This window comes from Aeromonas lacus (assembly GCF_000764665.1).
Lineage (GTDB): Bacteria > Pseudomonadota > Gammaproteobacteria > Enterobacterales > Aeromonadaceae > Aeromonas > Aeromonas lacus.
This window is the reverse complement of the sequence record NZ_JRGM01000012.1, coordinates 71,694-90,250: the sequence shown is the minus strand read 5'-3', so window position 1 is coordinate 90,250 and position 18,557 is coordinate 71,694. Positions and strand designations below refer to the sequence as shown.

The window sequence follows — 18,557 nt, the reverse complement described above, 5'->3', positions numbered from 1 at the left end:
AGCATCAGCCAGCCCAGAGATGAGCCATAAAAGAGCTGAGCCATAAAAAAGAGCGCCTCGGGGCGCTCTTTTTGTTGCTGCTGGTGAAAGGAGGGGGTGTTTGACCCCTCTTTCCTGCGAGGTTATTTGACCTCTTCGCCCTTGGCTTGCAGATCCGCATGGTAGGAGGAGCGCACGAAAGGGCCGCAAGCGGCGTGGGTAAAGCCCAGCTCCATGGCGACATCTTTCAGCTCGTCGAACTCTGCGGGCGGCACGTAGCGCTTCACCGGCAGGTGGTGACGGCTCGGCTGCAGATACTGGCCCAGAGTCAGCATGTTGACGCCGTGCTCGCGCAGATCTTTGAGCACCTCGACGATCTCTTCGTTGGTTTCGCCAAGGCCCATCATCAGACCGGATTTGGTCGGTACGTGGGGGTGCATCTCCTTGATGCGGCGCAGCAGCTCCAGCGACCACTTGTAGTCGGCACCCGGGCGGGCAACGCGATACATGCGCGGTGCGGTTTCCAGGTTGTGGTTGAACACATCCGGCGGAGTCTCGCGGAACACCTCAAGGGCCTGCTCCATCCGGCCGCGGAAGTCCGGGGTCAGGATCTCGATGCGGGTCTGCGGGCTGTGCTCGCGGATCTCGCGGATGCAGTCGGCGAAGTGCTGGGCACCGCCGTCGCGCAGATCGTCGCGGTCCACCGAGGTGATCACCACGTACTTGAGGTTCATCTCCTTGATGGTCAGCGCCAGCTTCTTCGGCTCTTCCGGATCGAGGGGGAGCGGACGGCCGTGGGCCACGTCGCAGAAGGGGCAGCGACGGGTGCAAATGGCTCCCATGATCATGAAGGTGGCGGTGCCATGGTTGAAGCACTCCGCCAGATTGGGGCAGGAGGCCTCTTCACATACCGAGTGCAGCTTGTTCTTGCGCAGGGTGCTCTTGATGTGCTCGATTTTCTGGCTGGAGGGAGGCAGCTTGATCCGCATCCAGTCCGGCTTGCGAAGAAGTTCCTCGTTGGGATCCGGCATGAATTTCACCGGGATCAGGGCCATCTTGTCGCCATCGCGCAGCTTGACGCCCGGCTCCATACGAACGGGTTTGCTCATGATTCACTCTCGGTGTTTGTTATTGTTTGATAGCCAATCAGGCGGGCCAGCTCGGCCACCAGAATGGATTGCGCCTCGGCCACACTTTGCGGGCCGCCCAGGGCGCTGGTCTGGGTCATGGCCATGCCCGCATAGCCGCACGGATTGATGTGCAGGAAGGGGGTCATGTCCATGTTGACGTTGAGGGCCAGCCCGTGGAACGAGCACCCCTTGCGGATGCGCAGGCCGAGCGAGGCCAGCTTGGCCTCCATGCCGAGGTCATTTTTCACATAGACCCCGGGGGCATCGGCCTTGGCGTAGGCCGCGATATCGCTTTTCGCCAGGGTATTGATGATGGCCGTCTCCAGCGCAGTCACCAGCTCGCGCACCGAAAACTTGCAGCGGCGTACATCCACCAGTACGTAGAGCACCAGCTGGCCCGGGCCGTGATAGGTCACCTGACCGCCGCGATCGCTCTGCACCACCGGGATGTTGCCCGGGTTGAGCAGGTGTTCGGCCTTGCCGGCCTGACCCTGGGTGTAGACGGGGTCGTGTTCGACCACCCAGAACTCGTCCGGGGTGTCGCCGGTGCGGTTGTCGGTGAAGGCTTTCATGGCGTCCCATACCGGCTGGTAGGGGCGGCGACCCAGATGTCTGACGATAAGCGTGTTCTGGGCGGGGATCCCGGATGACATGGCTTCCTCACGGCGGCTCAATGGCCAAAAACAGTCGCCCCGCAGAACGGGGCGAGAGAGACATTACAGTACGTACTTCACCAGCTCGATCTTGCCAAGGGCGGTGTACATCGCTTCGATGTGCTCCTTGCTCTGGGCAGTCACGGTCACGCGAACCGAGTGATAGTTGCCCTTGGAGCTGGGCTGGACGGTCGGGCTGTAGGTGCCGGGGGCGTGCTGCTGCAGCACTTCAACCACCATGTCCGGCAGCGCCGGGTCGGCAATGCCGAGTACCTTGAACGGGAATTTGCAGGGAAACTCCAGCAGTTCGTCAAACTTGGTATTCATTTACTCACCTTTGGGTGTCTTCATGGCGTCGTCACGGGATGACGCACTCTTGTTTGGCGCTTGGCCGATGGCCCGTGAGGGCCGCCATCTCAAGTCTATATGGGCATGGCCCGTGCCGGGATCAAGGCCCGAATCGTCAGACATGAGTGGGGGTGGTGCTTTTTACCACAAATCGGCATGGGGCGGAACCTGCAGTTTACAGGGTTATTCACTGGCTGGAGCGGCCAGAAACAGCAGCGGCGCCTGTTGGCGCCGCTGTATGGTGAGGATTGTGCGTCCCGATTACTTGAACCAGCTGGAGACCAGCATCACCAGGTAGTCCCACAGACGGCTCATCAGGCCACCCTCTTGCACATCTTCCAGCGCAACCAGCGGCACCTGCTTGATCTCCTTGTCGCCCTGTTTCAGGAACACGGTACCGACACGCTGACCCTTGGCCAGCGGTGCTTTCAGTTCGCTCTCAAGCTGGAAGTCGGCCTTCAGGTTGTTGCCCTGACCGCGGGTGACCAGCACGGAGATATCCTTGTCGACGCCCAGTTTCACTTCCGGCTTGTCACCCATCCAGATCTTCTGGGTGACCAGTACGGTGCCCGCCTTGTAGGGGGTCAGGCTCTGGAAGAAACGGAAGCCGTAGGTGAGCAGCTTCTTGCTCTCGGCGGCGCGGGAGGCTTCGCTATTGGCACCCAGCACCACGGCGATCAGGCGCATGCCTTCGTTGTTGGTGGCGGAGGAGACCAGGTTGTAGCCGACCTGGCTGACGTGGCCGGTCTTGATGCCGTCAACTTGCAGGGATTGATCCCACAGCAGACGGTTGCGGTTGTGCTGGGTGATGCCGTTGAAGACGAAGGACTTCTGGGAGTAGATCTTGTACTCCTCCGGCAGGTCGCGGATCAGCGCCTGACCCAGACGGGCCATGTCGTGAGCGGTACTGTAGTGGCCTTCCGCATCCAGACCGTGCGGGTTCATGAAGTGGCTGTCTTTCATGCCGAGCTTGGCGGCCCAGCTGTTCATCAGGCTGGCGAAGGAGTCGGTGCTGCCGGCCAGGAATTCGGCCATGGCGACGCAGGCGTCGTTGCCGGACTGGATGATGATGCCCTTGTTCAGGTCATCGACGGAGACCTGCTTGCCCACCTCGATAAACATCTTGGAGGAGTCGGAGTAGTTCTTGGACCAGGCGTTCTGGCTGATGGTCACCATGTCGGTGCGCTTGATGTTCCCCTTCAGCAGCTCCTGGCCGATGATGTAGGAGGTCATCATCTTGGTCAGACTGGCGGGCGGCAGACGCTCTTCGGCGTTCTGCTCGGCCAGTACCTGACCCGAGTAGTAGTCGATCAGAATATGGGCTTTGGCGGAGATCTCGGGTGCGGCGGGAACAACAACCGGGTTGCTGTTCGGAGTCGGAGCCGGCATCGGGGTATTGGCCTGAGCGGTGGCGCTGATCAGTGAGGCCAGAAGAACTGAACGGGCAAATTTGGACATCTTGAAATTCCTGCGATCCAGATGGGGATAAAATGCGGACCTAACTATACCAGATGCGCCCGCAGGTTATAGCCCGACATGGCGATCAGAACTGGTTTTTTATCCATCACTTGACGCCAGCACGCCATAAAACGACGTGATGACGGTAAGTAAGCAGTTAGTCACACCCGCAGCAAAAGGGTAACGATCAGGGAACGATAAAGGCCTGTTCGAGGCCACCCTGACGTACTTTTTCCAATGTTGCGGCTTGCTGGTCGGCCGCGACAGGGCCAATCAGCACCCGGAAGATGGCGCCATGGCTATCGATCCGGTAGGGGAGGCCATAACGCTGGGTCATCACCTTGCCCATCGCCTCGGCCCGCTGCTGGGAGCCGCTGGCCAGTACCTGGATCATCTTGCCGTCACCGCTGCTGGCAGGGGCTGCCGCCTTGGCCGGTGCCGCTTTGGCTGGCTTGGCGGCGGGGGCCTTGACGGGCGCCGCTTCTGCGGCCGGCGCAGCCATGGCGAGCTCGGTCGGTTGACCGATGAAGCCATCCTGTGACATCGCCTGAGGTGCAGCGGCGGCAGCCGGGGCGGTCGGCGTCATCTCGATGGGCTTCATCGGCTCCATGCTCACCATCTGATCCGGGGTGTCGTTGATGAGTTCGAGCCGCACCCGCGCCTCGCCCCCCTCGATCATCTCGAGCTGTTTGGCGGCGGCGGGGGAGAGGTCGATCAGGCGACTGCTGTCAAACGGGCCGCGATCGTTGACTCGCACTATGGTCTCCAGTCCGTTGTCCAGATTGGTGACCCGCACGTAGCTGGGCAGCGGCAGGTTGCGGTGGGCGGCGCTGAACAGCTTGCTGTCCTGCACATCGCCGTTGGCGGTCTTCTGGCCATCGAGGGAGGGGGAGAGCCAGCTGGCAGTGCCCTCTTCGCTGTAGTGCTTGATATCGCGCCACACCTCGAATTTCTCCTGACCGCGCCAGTAGTCCCGGTTGCCGCTGGTGCTCAGGGGCTCGGGACGCGGGATGGCGCCGGTGGCTTGCGGGATCTCGATAACGGGCGGTTTGCTGGCGGGCGGCAGATCGACCGGGGCGGACTGTTCCGGCTGGCTGCTACTGCAGGCGGCCAGCAACAAGCTCAGGCTGAGCGGGAGGAGTTTGTGACGAAGATGCATACGCTTCCTGAATGGCTTGGCTAAGTTGATACACCGCCATCGCGTAGAGCGGGCTGCGATTGTAGCGGGTGATCACATAAAAGTTATGCCGTGCGACCCAGTATTCCGGTCCATCGGCTTGATCAAATGCCAGTAACTTGACCGGCGTCTGCGGGGCCAGCGGCGTGGCGAGCTCAATCCCTGCCGCCGCCAGTTCTGACCACTGTTGTGTCAGCTCGGGCTCTCGCCTGAGCAGGGGATCAACCGCCATCAGCCCGATCTGGGCCGGCTCGACCACCGCTTCGCCCCAGCGCCACTGGTGGCTGGCGAAGTAGTTGGCCACGCTGCCGATGGCATCGGCCGGATTGGCGAAGAGATCCCGTTTGCCATCGCCGTCAAAATCGACGGCGTAGTGGCGATAGCTGGAGGGCATGAACTGCCCCATCCCCATGGCTCCGGCATAGGAGCCCTTGAGGGTATCGAGTTGCCACCCCTCCTCTTTGGCCAGCAATACCAGCTGGGCAAACTCCTTGGCAAAGAAGTCGCTGCGCTCGGGGTAGTGAAACCCCAGGGTGTAGAGGCTGTCCAGCACCGGATGACTGCCCATCTGGCGACCGTAGAAGGTCTCGATGCCGATGATGGCCACGATAAGCGAGGCCGGTACCCGATAGGTCTGCTCGGCTCGCGCCAGCGTGGCGGCATGATGCTGCCAGAACTGCAGGCCATCCCGGATGCGATCCGGGGTGACGAACAGCGGCCGGTAGCGGTGCCAGGGCTTGGCCTCCCACGGGCGGCTGATGGTGTCGAGCACCTCCTGCCTTAGCCGGGCGCTGGCCACCGCCGCCTGCAACTCCGCCAACGGCACCTGCTGCTGTTCGGCGAGCATGGCGAGCCCGGCAGGTTCGACGGCCGCCTCTGCCGTAAGGGCAACGAGCGAGAGCAACAACCCAACCAGACGCATCAGGCAAGCAGTCTTCTATGAGTCTGGATGGACATCAGTATGCCAAAACCTGCCATCAGGGTCACCATGGAGGTGTCGCTATAACTCACTAACGGCAGGGGGCCCCTACCACCGGCAGAATATATCCACCTCATCATGCCAGCAGTCTTCTGTGGGTCTGAATGGACATCAGTATTCCGAATCCGGCCATCAGGGTCACCATGGCGGTGCCGCTATAACTCACTAACGGCAGGGGGCCCCTACCACCAGCAGAATACATCCACCTCATCATGCCAGCAGCCTTCTGTGGGTCTGAATGGACATCAGTATTCCGAAGCCGGCCATCAGGGTCACCATGGAGGTGCCGCCATAGCTCACCAGCGGTAGGGGAACCCCTACCACCGGCAGAATGCCGCTCACCATGCCCATGTTGACGAACACATAGACGAAGAAGGTGAGGGTGATGGCGCCACCCAGCAGCCGTTCAAAGCTGTTCTGGGCCTGCATCGAGATAAAGAGGCAGCGGCTGATGACGTAGAGATAGAGCACCAGCAGTAGCGCAACCCCTACCAGACCGAACTCCTCGCTGAATACCGCGAAGATGAAGTCGGTGTGGCGCTCGGGCAGAAACTCGAGCTGAGACTGGGTGCCCTGCAGCCACCCCTTGCCAAAGACGCCGCCGGAGCCGATGGCAATCTTGGACTGGATGATGTGATAGCCGCGGCCGAGCGGGTCTTTCTCCGGGTCGATCAGCATCATGACCCGCTGGCGCTGATAGTCGTGCATCAGGAAGAACCAGAGCACCGGCATAAAGGCCGCGATCAGCAGCACCGCCAGTCCGATCAGCCACCAGCTGAGCCCCGCCAGGAAGATGACGAAGAAGCCGGAGGCCGCCACCAGAATGGAGGTGCCAAGGTCGGGCTGGGCGGCAATCAGCAGGGTCGGCAGCAGCACCATGATGAGGGCTATCACCACGTGGCTGAGTTTGGGGGGCAGCGAGTGACGGCTGAGCCAGGCGGCCACCATGATGGGCATGGAGAGCTTCATCACCTCGGAGGGCTGGAACTTCATAAAGCCCAAGTCGAGCCAGCGCTGGGCCCCCTTGCCGATATGGCCGAACACGTCCACCGCGATGAGCAGCAGCACTACCCCGACAAACAGCGGCACCGACCAGCGGGCATAGAGGGAGGGTGGCAGCTGGGCCATGCCGATCATCAGGGCGAAGGCGAGTCCGCCGCGCACCAGCTGGCGCACGATGGAGTCCATATCCTGGCCTGAGGCGGAGTAGAGCACCACCATGGAGAGGGCAACTACGGCCAGCAACCCCAGCAGCAGGGGCAGATCGATGTGCAGTTTGTACCAGATACTCTGCTGGCGGGCTGAATTACTCATTGGTTGCAACCTCACTCGGTTTGGACGGCTTTTCCGGTGCCGGTGGCAGTTGTGGTTCGGGCGGCAGCAGGAAGGCATCCATCATCTGGCGGGCGATGGGCGATGCGGCACGGCCGCCACCACCACCAATGGAGTTTTCCAGCACCAGCGCAACGACCGCCTTGGGGGCTTCGAAGGGGGCATAAGCGACGAATAGCGCATTGTCGCGATGTTCCGCCTTGACGGTTTTGATGTTGTAGACCTGGTTCTCTTTCAGACCGACCACCTGAGCGGTGCCAGACTTGCCGCCCGAGGAGTAGGGTGCCTTGGCAAACGACAGGCGACCACTGCCTTCGCTGCCATGGTTGACGCGCCACATCCCCTCTTGCGCCACTTTCCAGAAGCTGTCGTTCTTGAGCTTGAGGGCGATGTTGGGGTTGACCGGGGCATCGACCACGCCCGCCTGCGAGGCGGTGCTCTTGAGCAGGTGCGGAGTGACGTCGTGACCGTTCTGGGTCAGGATGCTGATCGCCTTGGCCAGCTGAAGCGGGGTGGCGCTCCAGTAGCCCTGACCGATACCGATGGAGATGGTGTCCCCCTGATACCAGGGCTGGCGCCAGCGAGCCATCTTCCAGTCGCGGGACGGCATGACCCCCTTGCTCTCCTCATAGAGGTCGACCCCGGTGTACTGACCGAAGCCAAACTTGGTCATATAGCTGTGGATCTTGTCGATGCCGACCCGGTAGGCGAGATCGTAGAAGTAGGTATCGGCCGATACCTCGATGGCGCGATAGACATCAAGCCAGCCATGACCCCAGCGGCGCCAGTCGCGGAACTTCTTGGTGGTACCGGGAATGGAGAAGCTGGGGCCACCGAAGTAGCGATAGCCCGGGGTTATGGCCCCTTCGTTGAGGCCCATGATGGACATCATGGGTTTGACGGTGGAGGCGGGGGCATAGATGCCCTGGGTGGTGCGGTTGACCAGCGGCCGCGCCGAATCGTTGAGCAGCGCCGAGTAGTTGGGGCCCGAGATACCGGTCACGAACAGGTTGGGGTCATAGCTCGGGCTCGACTCCATGGCCAGAATGGCGCCGGTCTTGGGATCCATCATCACGATGGCACCGCGCTGGCCGGCCAGCAACTGCTGGGCCTTGAGCTGCAGCCGCACATCGATGTTGAGGTAGATATCCTTGCCCGGAACGGGGGGCTGGAACTTGAGGGTGCGGACAATCCGGCCGCGGTTGTTGACCTCGACCTCCTGATAGCCCGCCACGCCGTGCAGCTGATCCTCGTAATACTTCTCCACCCCCTGCTTGCCGATATCCTTGGTGGCTGCGTAGTTGGCGAGCTTGTCTTCCTTGTCGAGGCGCTCCACGTCGCGGGTGTTGATCTTGGCCACATAACCCAGCGCATGGGTGAGGGTGTCGCCAAACGGATAGTAGCGCTTGAGGTAAGCCTCGATGCTTGCACCCGGGTAGTTGTGCTGGTTGACCGAAAAGAGCGCCACCTGATACTCGGTCAGCTTCTCGTAGAGGGCGACCGGCTTGAAGCGGCGCTGGCGCTTCACTTCGGCCAGAAACTTCTCTTTTGTTCCCTCCGGCAGACCCAGCAGGGCGACCAGCTCATCGGCGGTTTTGGCCAGATCCGGCGTCTCTTCGGGGACTATCTCCAGACTGTAGACGGGGCGGTTTTCCGCCAGCAGCACGCCGTTGGTGTCATAGATGAGGCCGCGCGGCGGCGCCACCGGCACCACCCGGATACGGTTGGAGTTGGAGCGGGTCTGGTAGGTGTCGTAGGACTCGACCTGCAGGTAATAGAGATTGCCCAGCAGCACCAGCATCAGCACGACGATGCCGATGTAGGCTACCAGAGTGCGCCGGAAGAACAGATTGCCCTCGGCACTGTGATCGCGCATCTCGATGCGTTGTTTCAGCATGCCTTTACCTCAGAACCATTGGGGCAATAACAGCAGGAGCGGCATTGTTCACTCTCTGTGATTCGCATGTGTGTCGGGGAGGGTGAGCCACATCCTGGCTCACTCCCTGTGATACGGGTGATTGGTGGTAATGCTCCAGGCACGGTAGAGGCTCTCGGCGACCAGTACCCGCACCAGCGGGTGGGGCAGGGTCAGCGGCGAGAGCGACCAGCTCTGCTCGGCGGCCGCCTTGCACTCCGGTGACAAGCCTTCCGGCCCGCCTACCAGCAGGGCAACATCGCGGCCATCGAGCTTCCACGCCTCGAGCTGGGTAGCCAGCTGCTCCGTGGTCCATGGCTTGCCCGGAATGTCGAGGGTGACGATGCGCGAGCGGCCAGCGGCAGCCAGCATGGCCTCCCCCTCTTTTTGCAGAATGCGGGGAATATCGGCATTTTTGCCCCGTTTGCCGGCGCCAATCTCCACCAGCTCGAACGGCATATCTTTCGGGAAGCGGCGGCGATACTCTTCAAAGCCATGCTCTACCCAGGCGGGCATCTTGGTGCCCACCGCGATCAACTGAATCTTCATGTCGGTACTTTGCGGCTCTCGTTATTGCGTGTTCACTTGAGCGGCACCGCCCCACAGTTTTTCCAGCTGGTAGAAGTCACGATGTTCATCCTGCATCACATGCACGATCACCGATCCCATATCTACCAGTACCCACTCTCCGCTCAGCTCGCCTTCCACGCTCAGCAGGTCGAGCCCGGCATGGCGGGCTTCACTGGCCAGATGGTTGGCGATGGCGCAGACGTGACGGTTGGAGTTGCCGGAGCAGACGATCATGGTGTCAGTGATGCTGGATTTGCCGCGCACATCGAGGGTGATGATATCGCGGCCTTTCATGTCATCAATCTTGTCGATGATAAAGGCGTGAAGTTCTTGGCCTTGCAATGAGTCTCTCCTGTATTCCGGCGCCTGACAGCGTGAGGGCGGCGGATTATATCATGGTCACTCCCGTTTCCTACCGGAACGGGATAGCTGGGGAGTCTTACCGGCAGATGGCGCGGTAGAGCCCCTGTTGATCAATATAGTGCGCAACCGGCTCGGGCAAGAGGTAGCGGGGATCTTCTCCCGCCGCCAGCAGCTCGCGCAGCCGGGTGGCAGACAATTCAATGGGTTGGTTGCTGGCCAGCCAGATATGGCCTGCCCGTTGCCGGTGCAGGGCGGCCACCTCTTTGACCTGATGACGGGCCAGCAGTTCAGTCAGTTCGGCCGGATAATCGGGTTGCCAGCCGGGGCGGGTACTCACCACCAGATGGGCGTAGTCGAGCAGCTCTCGCCAGCGGTGCCAGCCGGGCAGGCCAAGCAGCGAGTCCATCCCCATCAAAAAGCAGAGCGGCGTATCTGGCAGCTCCTGACGCAGTTCGATCAGGGTATCTATGGTGTAGGAGGGCTTGTCGCGCCAAAGCTCGCGCTCATCCACCACGAAGTGGCGGTTCTCTGCCGCCGCCAGCCTGACCATGGCCAGACGCTGCTCGCTGGAGCAGTGCGGGTTGGCGCGGTGGGGCGGTATATGGTTCGGGATCAGCCGTACTTCGGCCAGACCAATGGCATCGCGCGCCTCGATGGCGGGGCGCAGATGGCCGATATGGATGGGATCGAATGTGCCCCCCAGCAGACCAATAGGCGCCTTCAGCATGGCGTACTCTCCATCGCCAGCGGCAGGGGCGTGCCGTCACGAAAGCCGAGGGCTATGGTCTGCAGCATCAGCCAGGCTTGCTCGGTATCGAAGCGGCGCTGGGCGTCATCCAGCTGCGCCATCAGCTGCCACAGTTGCTGCAGCTTGGCGAAGGGGAGCCGGGTCAGTGCCTGTTGAATGAGCTGCTGGCGGCTTTGCCAGATGCGCAGGCGGCTGAAGTGTTCCCCCAGCGGCTGGCCGTTACGCATCGCCAGCGACAGTTCGGTCAGCTGCTCCAGCTCGCGACAGAGGGTCCATGCCAGCATCCCCGGCTCGGTGCCTTCGGCCCGAAGTGCCGCCAGAATGCGCTGGGCCCGGTTCACTTTTCCTTCCAGCAGGGTATCGACCAGCTGGAACGGGGTGAAGTGGGCGTGGCGGATAATGGTCTCCTGCAGATAGGTGACGCTGATGGGTTGGGGCGGCGAGAGCAGGGTCAGCTTCTCGATCTCCTGGCTGGCGGCCAGCAGGTTGCCCTCGTAGGAGTGGCACATGAAGTTGATGGCATCCGGCAGCGCCTTGAGACCAAAGCGTTGGAAGCGGGCGCTCATCCAGCGCGGGAAAAACTTGGGCTCCGGGTGGTTGACCGGCACATAGGTGCCGATCTGGTAGAGCTTGTCGAACCAGGCTGCCTTCATCTGGGTCTGGTTGAGACGACCGCCGCTCAGTACCAGCAGCAGATCGGGGTGGAGCTGCTTGCCAATGTCGCTGATGCGGGCAGCGAGATCCTTGTCGACCTTGGCGGGCAGTTCCAGTTCAATGATTTGGCGGGCAGAAAAAAGGCTCATCGCCTGACAGGCGTCGTAGACCTGATTCCAGTCCAGCCCCTGTTCCACCACGAAGGTGTGGCGTTCATCGAATCCCTGTTTGCGGGCGACCTGACGGATGACGTCGATGGCTTCCAGTCGCAACAGGGGCTCGTCACCAAAAACGAGATAGCAGGGCCGAAGCCCTGCTTTGAGGTGTTCACCAAATTGTTCAGGATAAATTCGCATCAGAAGCTTGCCTGACTGAAATGAAGGCGTGCAAGAGTAGCGGCCTGCTTTGGCTGCTTGAACTGCGACTCGTCACCAAATTGTTCAGGGTAGATCCGCATCAGAAGCTGACCTGACTCAACTGCCGGATCACCTGGTTGGCCGCCTGCTCCTGCATTTCGCGGTTGAGCTGCTCCTGCTCACGAGAGGAGGCGAGCGCGGCATCCGGCTTGTTGAGGAAGCTGCGGTTGAAGTTGATGGGGAAAACCTGAGTCGGTTTGCCGGGCACCGAGACGGTGAACTGGGTGCTGAAGCCCAGCACATACTCGGTATCGACACCCTGTGCGTTGACCGAGGCGACCTGACTGCTGGCACCGATGCCGCCCAGGGTCAGTACCGGGATCCCCTCCTTGTCGGCCAGGGTAACCCCTGACGCCTTGAGACGGGTGGTGACCATCCGGTAGAAGTCGCTCTTGTTGTCGCCCACGACCTTCATAGTCTTCAGCTCGGCCGGAATGCCGGTGCCGCGCATGTGAAAACCGCAGCCTTGCAGCAGCAGGGCTGCCAGCATGATAGCCATCCAGCGGGTGAAGATGGTGCCCATAGAAAATCCTCTTTGCATTAAGGGAAAGCGGCGGGCGCAGGGCCCGCCGTTATCATCCGTTTGCTGTCACAGATTGGCAACGCTCGTTGGCGATCAATCAGTTGGCGACAATGTTGAGCAGCTTGCCCGGTACATAGATCACCTTGCGCACGGTCAGACCGTCGGTGAACTTCTGTACCGAAGCGTCAGCCATCGCCAGCTTCTCGACATCAGCCTGGCTGATCTCGGCCGGTACGGTCAGTTTGCCGCGCATCTTGCCGTTGATCTGTACCACTACCAGCTTCTCGGTCTCGACCATGGCCGCTTCGTCGGCCACCGGCCATGCAGCGTGATCCACGTCGTCGCCCTTGCCCAGCATCTTCCACAGCTCGAAGCCGATGTGCGGAGTGATGGGGTAGAGCATGACCACGACCGCTTCCAGCGCTTCCTGCATCAGGGCGCGGTCCTGCTCGTCGCTGCCCAGCTTGGCCAGATTGTTCATCAGCTCCATGATGGCGGCGATGGCGGTGTTGAAGGTCTGACGGCGACCCACGTCATCGCTCACCTTGGCGATGGTCTTGTGCAGTTCGCGGCGAATGGCTTTCTGCTCGCTGGTGAGGGCGGCTACGTCCAGCGCGGCAACAGCGCCACCGGAAACGTGTTCGAAGGTGGTGCGCCACAGGCGACGCAGGAAGCGCTGGGCACCCTCTACGCCGGAGTCGGACCACTCCAGAGTCATCTCGGCCGGGGAGGCGAACATCATGAACAGACGGACGGTATCGGCGCCGTAACGCTCCACCATCAGCTGCGGGTCGATACCGTTGTTCTTGGACTTGGACATCTTGGTCATGCCGGAGTGGATCACTTCACGGCCCTCAAGGTCGATGGCCTTGGTGATACGACCCTTCTCGTCACGCTCTACCTTGACGTCGGTCGGGCTGACCCAGACGTTGCCGCCCTTCTCGTCCTTGTAGTAGAAGGCGTCAGCCAGCACCATGCCCTGGCAGAGCAGGCGCTTGAACGGCTCGTCGCTGTTGACCAGACCTGCGTCACGCAGCAGCTTGTGGAAGAAGCGGGCGTAGAGCAGGTGCATACAGGCGTGCTCGATGCCGCCGATGTACTGATCCACCGGCAGCCAGTGGTTGGCAGCCGCCGGATCAAGCATGCCCTTGTCGTAGTCCGGGGAGCAGTAGCGCGCGTAGTACCAGGAGGACTCCATGAAGGTGTCGAAGGTATCGGTCTCGCGGAATGCTTCCTGACCGTTGTAGGTGGTCTTGGCCCACTCGGCGTCGGCCTTGATCGGGCTCTGGATGCCGTCCATCACCACATCTTCCGGCAGCAGTACCGGCAGTTGATCTTCCGGCGTCGGCACCACGGTGCCGTCAGCCAGGGTCAGCATCGGGATGGGGGCACCCCAGTAACGCTGACGGGAGACGCCCCAGTCACGCAGACGGAAGTTGACGGTACGCTTGCCGTGGCCGAGGGCTTCCAGCTTGTTGGCGATGGCATCGAAGGCGGCTTGGAAGTCGAGACCGTCAAACTCGCCTGAGTTGAACAGCACGCCCTTCTCGGTGTAAGCGGCTTTGCTCACGTCAGGGGCTTCGCCATCGGCCTGCTTGATGACAGCCTTGATCTCGAGGCCATATTTGGTGGCGAACTCGAAGTCACGCTGGTCGTGACCCGGAACGGCCATTACGGCGCCGGTGCCGTAGTTCATCAGCACGAAGTTGGCGACCCAGACCGGTACCTTGCGGCCATCCAGCGGGTGAATGGCATAGAGGCCGGTGGCCATGCCCTTCTTCTCCATGGTGGCCAGTTCTGCTTCGGCGACCTTGGTGTTCTTGCACTCTTCGATAAAGGCAGCCAGTTCAGGATTGCTGGCTGCAGCTTGCAGGGCCAGCGGGTGACCGGCAGCGATACCGACATAGGTGACGCCCATAAAGGTGTCCGGACGGGTGGTGTAGACCTCCAGCTGCTCAGCCTGACCGTCGATGGCGAAGCTGATGTTGACCCCTTCGGAGCGGCCAATCCAGTTGCGCTGCATGGTCTTGACCATCTCTGGCCAGCCTTCCAGATTGTCGATGTCGCTCAGCAACTCTTCGGCGTAGTCGGTGATCTTGATGAACCACTGGGGGATCTCTTTTTGCTCCACCGGGGTGTCACAGCGCCAGCAGCAGTTGTCGACAACTTGCTCGTTGGCCAGCACAGTCATGTCGTTCGGGCACCAGTTGACAGAGGAGGTCTTCTTGTAGACCAGACCCTTCTCGTAGAGCTTGGTGAAGAACCACTGCTCCCAGCGGTAGTAGTCCGGTTTGCAGGTGGCGACTTCACGATCCCAGTCATAGCCCAGACCCAGCATCTTCAGCTGGTTCTTCATGTATTCGATGTTTTCGTAGGTCCAGGGGGCCGGCGCCGTGTTGTTTTTGATGGCGGCGTTTTCTGCCGGCAGACCGAAGGCATCCCAACCGATGGGTTGCAGCACGTTCTTGCCATTGAGGCGTTGATAACGGGAGATCACATCACCTATGGTGTAGTTGCGAACGTGCCCCATGTGTAGACGACCAGACGGATAGGGGAACATGGAGAGGCAGTAGAACTTCTCTTTGTCTACTTTCTCCACGGCCTTGAAGGTTTTCTTGGCATCCCAGTGCTTCTGCACTGCTGGTTCGATAGATTGGGGAACGTATTGCTCTTGCATTGGTGACATCCGGATCTGTGAAATGAATAGATAAATCAGCTGGGAAATCGCAATAGAATACCCATATCCTGCGGCGGCAACAACCGCCAGCGTCCCTCGGGCCTTAAGCCGGGCCAGATCAGGGTTTAGTAGAGGAGTAACAGCCATGGACAAACGTCAAAAAGGGTACGAAGCCTTCATTGCCGAGCTGCAAAAACAGTGGCAAGAGACTGAAGAGTTCCAGGGGGAGCGCCTCAACCGGATGATTGCCAAGGTGCAGGCCTATCTGGAGGCCGCCAGCGACCTGACTCAGGACGAGCTGGCCCTGATCGCCGAGTATGTGAAGCGGGATCTGGGCAACTATGACGAGGGGCGCCATGACGATAGCGAGCAGATTGAAGAGTCTGCTTTCATGCTGGCCCTCAAAGACACCGCCTGGTCCTGGCTGGCAGATGTGACCGACCGCGCCCAGGTGGAGTGGCGGGAGCTGGCCGACGAGCTGGAGCACAAGGGCGTCTATGAGGCGGGTGACTGGGTGGGGCTCGGGGTTATGGTGTGTGACCAGTGTGGCTGGCGCCATACCGTGCTGCATCCCCAGCAGCTCGATACCTGCCCCGAGTGTGGCTGCGCCGAGTACCACCGCGAGCCGCTCTCGCCCTGAGTCATGCCATCAATGCGGACGAGATAACGAGCCAAAAGGCGCCATCAGGCGCCTTTTTCTTACTTGCCGGTCTCACCGGGGCGTTTACTTGCCCGCGACGGAGAGGCCGCCAAAACGGATAAGCGGGGCGTAGAAGCCCTTGCCATCGTTGTGGTGCAAGGTGTCACCGACCGCTTCCAGCTCGACCAGCAGGCGGTAGAAGTTGCCCGCCACCGTGATGCCACGCACCGTCTGTCGCCGCACGCCATCGCGGCAGAGGAAGCCCGACGCGCCAAAGGAGAAGTCGCCGCTTACCGCATCGGCACCCGAATGCAGACCGTCCAGCTTGACCAGCTCCAGATAGTCGCCGCTCTGCACTTCCGCTTCGCGATGGGGGCCCGCGCCAAACACCAGATGGCGAGCGGTTACATCGAGGGCGCTGCGAGCACCGCGGGCGGCCGAGCCGTTACTGGCGACGCCAAAGTGGCGGGCGGTGGCGCTGTTGTGGAGCAGGGTTTTCAGCTCGCCGTCGCCAATCAGCAGCAGATCCGAGGTAGCAGCGCCTTCGCCATCAAATGCCTTGATGCTCATGCCGCCCGGCATGTAGACCCGGCTCTCCAGGGTGAGCCAGCGGGAGGCGACACTCTGCCCCACCTTCTCCCGCCAGGGGTTGATCCCCTGCTGGGCCCACTTGCCCGACAGCACCCCCTGGAAGCAGCCAAACAGGCTGGCGAAGCAGTTAGTGCTGAAGATGACGCTGTAGCGGCCACCCGGCACAGCCTCACCCGGCAGCAGGTCGCTGGCGACGGCATAGATCTGGTCGATGAGTTGCTGGCTATCCAGTTCGTCAAAGCGACGGCCATACTGCCCCTGTGAGTGCATAGACTGGCGGCCATCCCGTTCGACCAGCGCCGAGGTGTAGCAGCCGACGCTGAACTCGCCGTGTTGGCAGAGGGTGCCCTGACTGTTGGCGAGCCAGAGCTGGCTCTCCCCTTCGAAGAAGCTGTTGTAGGGGGCGCCGCTCACATCGGGCATCGCCAGCATGTCTGACTCGAGGCGCAGGGCCAGGGCGATCTTCTCCTCTACCGGTGTGGTATCGGGCTGGTTGATTTCGGCGCAATCTGTGGTGATCCGGCTATTGGCCACCGAGATGCGCTGATCCGGGTCTACCTTGGCGAAGCGGCTGGCATCGAGCGCATCCTGCAGCATGGCATCCAGCGCCAGCTCATCGAGGGATTCCGAGTAGGCGATGCCGACCCGACCCTCCTTTATCAGGCGAATACCGAGTTGCTGGCTGCTGGTGACCTTGTATTCACCCAGCTCGCCCTTGTCTGCCTTGAGGGAGAAGGCCTTCTCCTGATTGGCGATGATGTCTGCCTCGGCGCCGAGGTCGGCCACTTTATCCAGCAGGCGGGTGAGCAGTTGGTTCATGTCGAGTTGGCTCATCAGGCGTTCCCTCCCACCAGGATATTGTCCACTTTCAGCGCTGGCTGGCCCACCGAGGTGGGGACCGAGCCAGAGACCGAGCCGCACATACCGGCGGCCAGCGCCAGATTGCTGCCTACCATGGAGATCTCTTTCAGCACCTGCGGGCCGGTGCCGATCAGGGTGGCCGACTTGAGCGGCTTGGTGATCTTGCCGTGCTCGATGAGGTAGGCCTCCTGCACGTTGAAGTTGAATTCGCCGGTGCCGGGCTGTACCGAACCGCCCCCCATCTTCTTGGCGTAGATGCCGTGTTCGACGGTGGCCAGCATATCGTCGAGGCTGTGGTTGCCCGGTTCGATATAGGTGTTGCGCATGCGCGAGGTGGGGGCGTACTTGTACGATTCACGCCGACCCGAGCCGGTGCGGGCGTAGCCCGTTTTGAGGGCGCCCATTCGGTCCACCAGAAAGCCGGTCAGCACGCCGTCCTTGATGAGCTGGGTATGCTGGGTTGCCATCCCCTCATCATCGACGTTGATGGAACCCCAGACGTTGCTTTGCAGCCCCTCGTCCACCGCATTGACCACCGGATTGGCGATGAGCTGGCCCATCTTGTCGTGGAATACCGACGCCTTCTTGGCTACCGAGGTGGTCTCCAGCAGATGGCCGCACGCCTCGTGGAAGATGACGCCGCCAAAGCCGTTCTCCATGATGACCGGCAGGGTGCCGCTCGGGCAGGGGGCAGCCCCCAGTTTCACCAGTGCCTGACGGGTGGCGGTGAGGGCCAGCTCGCGCGGATCGATGCGCTCGGCATGCTCCCAACCCATCAGGGCGCCCGGCGCCTCGTAGCCGACGCTCTGCTCGCTCCCTTCCCGGGCGATGGTCTGGGCCATGATGCGGTTGTAGTGGCGGCGATCAGCTACCTGCAACCCTTCGCTGTTGAAGATCTCCACCTCCTGCTCCCAGCCCAGTACGTTGCCGGAGAACTGGCTTACCTTGCCGCTCTCGGCGCGGGCCACCGCATCCATGGCGTGCAGATAGGCGATCTTCTGCTCCAGCAGCTTGTCGGCCGACAGCGGCAGGGCGATCGGGTTGCGGTCGGTCAGGCGACTGAAATCGAAGGCGGTGGCGGTCACCACGGGGTCGCGGCGGTCTTTGGCCGCCAGCAGGGTGACGATACGCAGCAGCTCGTCGCGGCTGGCCAGATTGGTGTAGCCGTAGAGCACCTTGTAGCCGTAGCAGAGGCGTACGCCGATGCCGAAATCGAGGCCGCCGCTGATGTTCTCTATCTGACTGGAGAGCAGGCTGAGCTGGCTGCGGCGCTTGCGCTCGACAAACAGCTCGGCGAAATCGGCACCAAGCGCCAGTGCGTGATCGAGCACGTCGCGGGCGATGGCGGGGGCCAACAGGGAGAGTGGCGTCATAGGATCTCCTTTTCTGGGCGGGTCTCAGCCTTCGCGACCCGGATTCGAGCGTGATGGTGTAGCTGCCCCATTGTTGCAGAGCGTTACTCAAATGTCGCTATGGCGTCAGCGGATGATACCGATTGAAAAAATCGATGCGATAACTGCGACCGCATTGGCGACAGAGGAAG

17 protein-coding genes and 1 pseudogene are annotated in these 18,557 nt (G+C 61.4%); 1 reads left to right on the top strand and 17 read right to left on the bottom strand.

Translation table 11 applies throughout. From position 1 onward, the window contains the following. Positions 1-122 precede the first annotated feature (122 nt). The 15 genes and pseudogenes from lipA to leuS form a co-directional block, all read right to left on the bottom strand. Positions 123-1,088 (bottom strand): lipoyl synthase, encoded by a 966-nt coding sequence (gene lipA / locus LG31_RS0101390; RefSeq protein ID WP_033112720.1) that lies wholly within the window; start codon positions 1,086-1,088, stop codon positions 123-125. Further along, the gene (gene lipB / locus LG31_RS0101385) at positions 1,085-1,762 is read right to left on the bottom strand and encodes a lipoyl(octanoyl) transferase LipB (RefSeq protein ID WP_033112719.1); all 678 of its coding nucleotides are present in this window, start codon (positions 1,760-1,762) and stop codon (positions 1,085-1,087) included. Before lipB ends, lipA begins: the two co-directional genes overlap by 4 nt. 63 nt (positions 1,763-1,825) lie before the next feature. Then, positions 1,826-2,089, bottom strand: a complete 264-nt coding sequence (gene ybeD, locus LG31_RS0101380; RefSeq protein ID WP_005348100.1) for a DUF493 family protein YbeD — start codon at positions 2,087-2,089, stop codon at positions 1,826-1,828. A 282-nt stretch (positions 2,090-2,371) separates the two neighbouring features. Continuing rightward, positions 2,372-3,568, bottom strand: a complete 1,197-nt coding sequence (locus LG31_RS0101375; protein ID WP_033112718.1) for a D-alanyl-D-alanine carboxypeptidase family protein — start codon at positions 3,566-3,568, stop codon at positions 2,372-2,374. A gap of 187 nt (positions 3,569-3,755) precedes the next feature. Continuing rightward, positions 3,756-4,727, bottom strand: coding sequence for a septal ring lytic transglycosylase RlpA family protein (locus LG31_RS0101370; protein ID WP_033112717.1), 972 nt, complete (start codon positions 4,725-4,727; stop codon positions 3,756-3,758). Further along, positions 4,666-5,667 (bottom strand): lytic murein transglycosylase B, encoded by a 1,002-nt coding sequence (gene mltB / locus LG31_RS0101365; RefSeq protein ID WP_033112716.1) that lies wholly within the window; start codon positions 5,665-5,667, stop codon positions 4,666-4,668. The genes LG31_RS0101370 and mltB overlap by 62 nt, the downstream gene beginning before the upstream one ends. Continuing rightward, positions 5,667-5,788: pseudogene (locus LG31_RS21815) on the bottom strand (FtsW/RodA/SpoVE family cell cycle protein); the annotation flags it as partial. The gene mltB and the pseudogene LG31_RS21815, both read right to left, overlap by 1 nt. 146 nt (positions 5,789-5,934) lie before the next feature. Further along, the gene (rodA, locus tag LG31_RS0101360; protein WP_033112715.1) at positions 5,935-7,038 is read right to left on the bottom strand and encodes a rod shape-determining protein RodA; all 1,104 of its coding nucleotides are present in this window, start codon (positions 7,036-7,038) and stop codon (positions 5,935-5,937) included. Beyond that, the gene (gene mrdA / locus LG31_RS0101355) at positions 7,031-8,953 is read right to left on the bottom strand and encodes a penicillin-binding protein 2 (protein ID WP_033112714.1); all 1,923 of its coding nucleotides are present in this window, start codon (positions 8,951-8,953) and stop codon (positions 7,031-7,033) included. The genes rodA and mrdA overlap by 8 nt, the downstream gene beginning before the upstream one ends. Positions 8,954-9,052: 99 nt before the next feature. After that, positions 9,053-9,520: a 23S rRNA (pseudouridine(1915)-N(3))-methyltransferase RlmH gene (gene rlmH, locus LG31_RS0101350; protein ID WP_005335166.1), complete on the bottom strand. Its 468-nt coding sequence runs from the start codon at positions 9,518-9,520 to the stop codon at positions 9,053-9,055. A 21-nt stretch (positions 9,521-9,541) separates the two neighbouring features. After that, entirely contained in the window at positions 9,542-9,883 is a 342-nt protein-coding gene (gene rsfS, locus LG31_RS0101345) for a ribosome silencing factor (protein WP_033112713.1), read from the bottom strand. 97 nt (positions 9,884-9,980) lie between these two features. Then, positions 9,981-10,631 (bottom strand): nicotinate-nucleotide adenylyltransferase, encoded by a 651-nt coding sequence (gene nadD, locus LG31_RS0101340; RefSeq protein ID WP_033112712.1) that lies wholly within the window; start codon positions 10,629-10,631, stop codon positions 9,981-9,983. Next, a complete protein-coding gene (holA, locus tag LG31_RS0101335; protein ID WP_033112711.1) occupies positions 10,625-11,662 on the bottom strand; it encodes a DNA polymerase III subunit delta in 1,038 nt (345 codons plus the stop codon). Before holA ends, nadD begins: the two co-directional genes overlap by 7 nt. Before the next feature lie 100 nt (positions 11,663-11,762). Beyond that, positions 11,763-12,245 (bottom strand): LPS-assembly lipoprotein LptE, encoded by a 483-nt coding sequence (locus tag LG31_RS0101330; RefSeq protein ID WP_033112710.1) that lies wholly within the window; start codon positions 12,243-12,245, stop codon positions 11,763-11,765. A gap of 97 nt (positions 12,246-12,342) precedes the next feature. After that, positions 12,343-14,922, bottom strand: coding sequence for a leucine--tRNA ligase (gene leuS / locus LG31_RS0101325; RefSeq protein WP_033112709.1), 2,580 nt, complete (start codon positions 14,920-14,922; stop codon positions 12,343-12,345). Positions 14,923-15,067: 145 nt separating this feature from the next. Between leuS and LG31_RS0101320 the strand changes: the two genes are divergently transcribed. Continuing rightward, positions 15,068-15,562: a zinc ribbon-containing protein gene (locus tag LG31_RS0101320; protein ID WP_033112708.1), complete on the top strand. Its 495-nt coding sequence runs from the start codon at positions 15,068-15,070 to the stop codon at positions 15,560-15,562. Positions 15,563-15,646: 84 nt separating this feature from the next. On the opposite strand, the gene LG31_RS0101315 is transcribed toward LG31_RS0101320, so the two are convergent. Beyond that, entirely contained in the window at positions 15,647-16,987 is a 1,341-nt protein-coding gene (locus tag LG31_RS0101315; protein WP_033112707.1) for a TldD/PmbA family protein, read from the bottom strand. Continuing rightward, positions 16,987-18,387 (bottom strand): TldD/PmbA family protein, encoded by a 1,401-nt coding sequence (locus tag LG31_RS0101310; RefSeq protein WP_033112706.1) that lies wholly within the window; start codon positions 18,385-18,387, stop codon positions 16,987-16,989. The genes LG31_RS0101315 and LG31_RS0101310 overlap by 1 nt, the downstream gene beginning before the upstream one ends. Positions 18,388-18,557 lie beyond the last annotated feature (170 nt).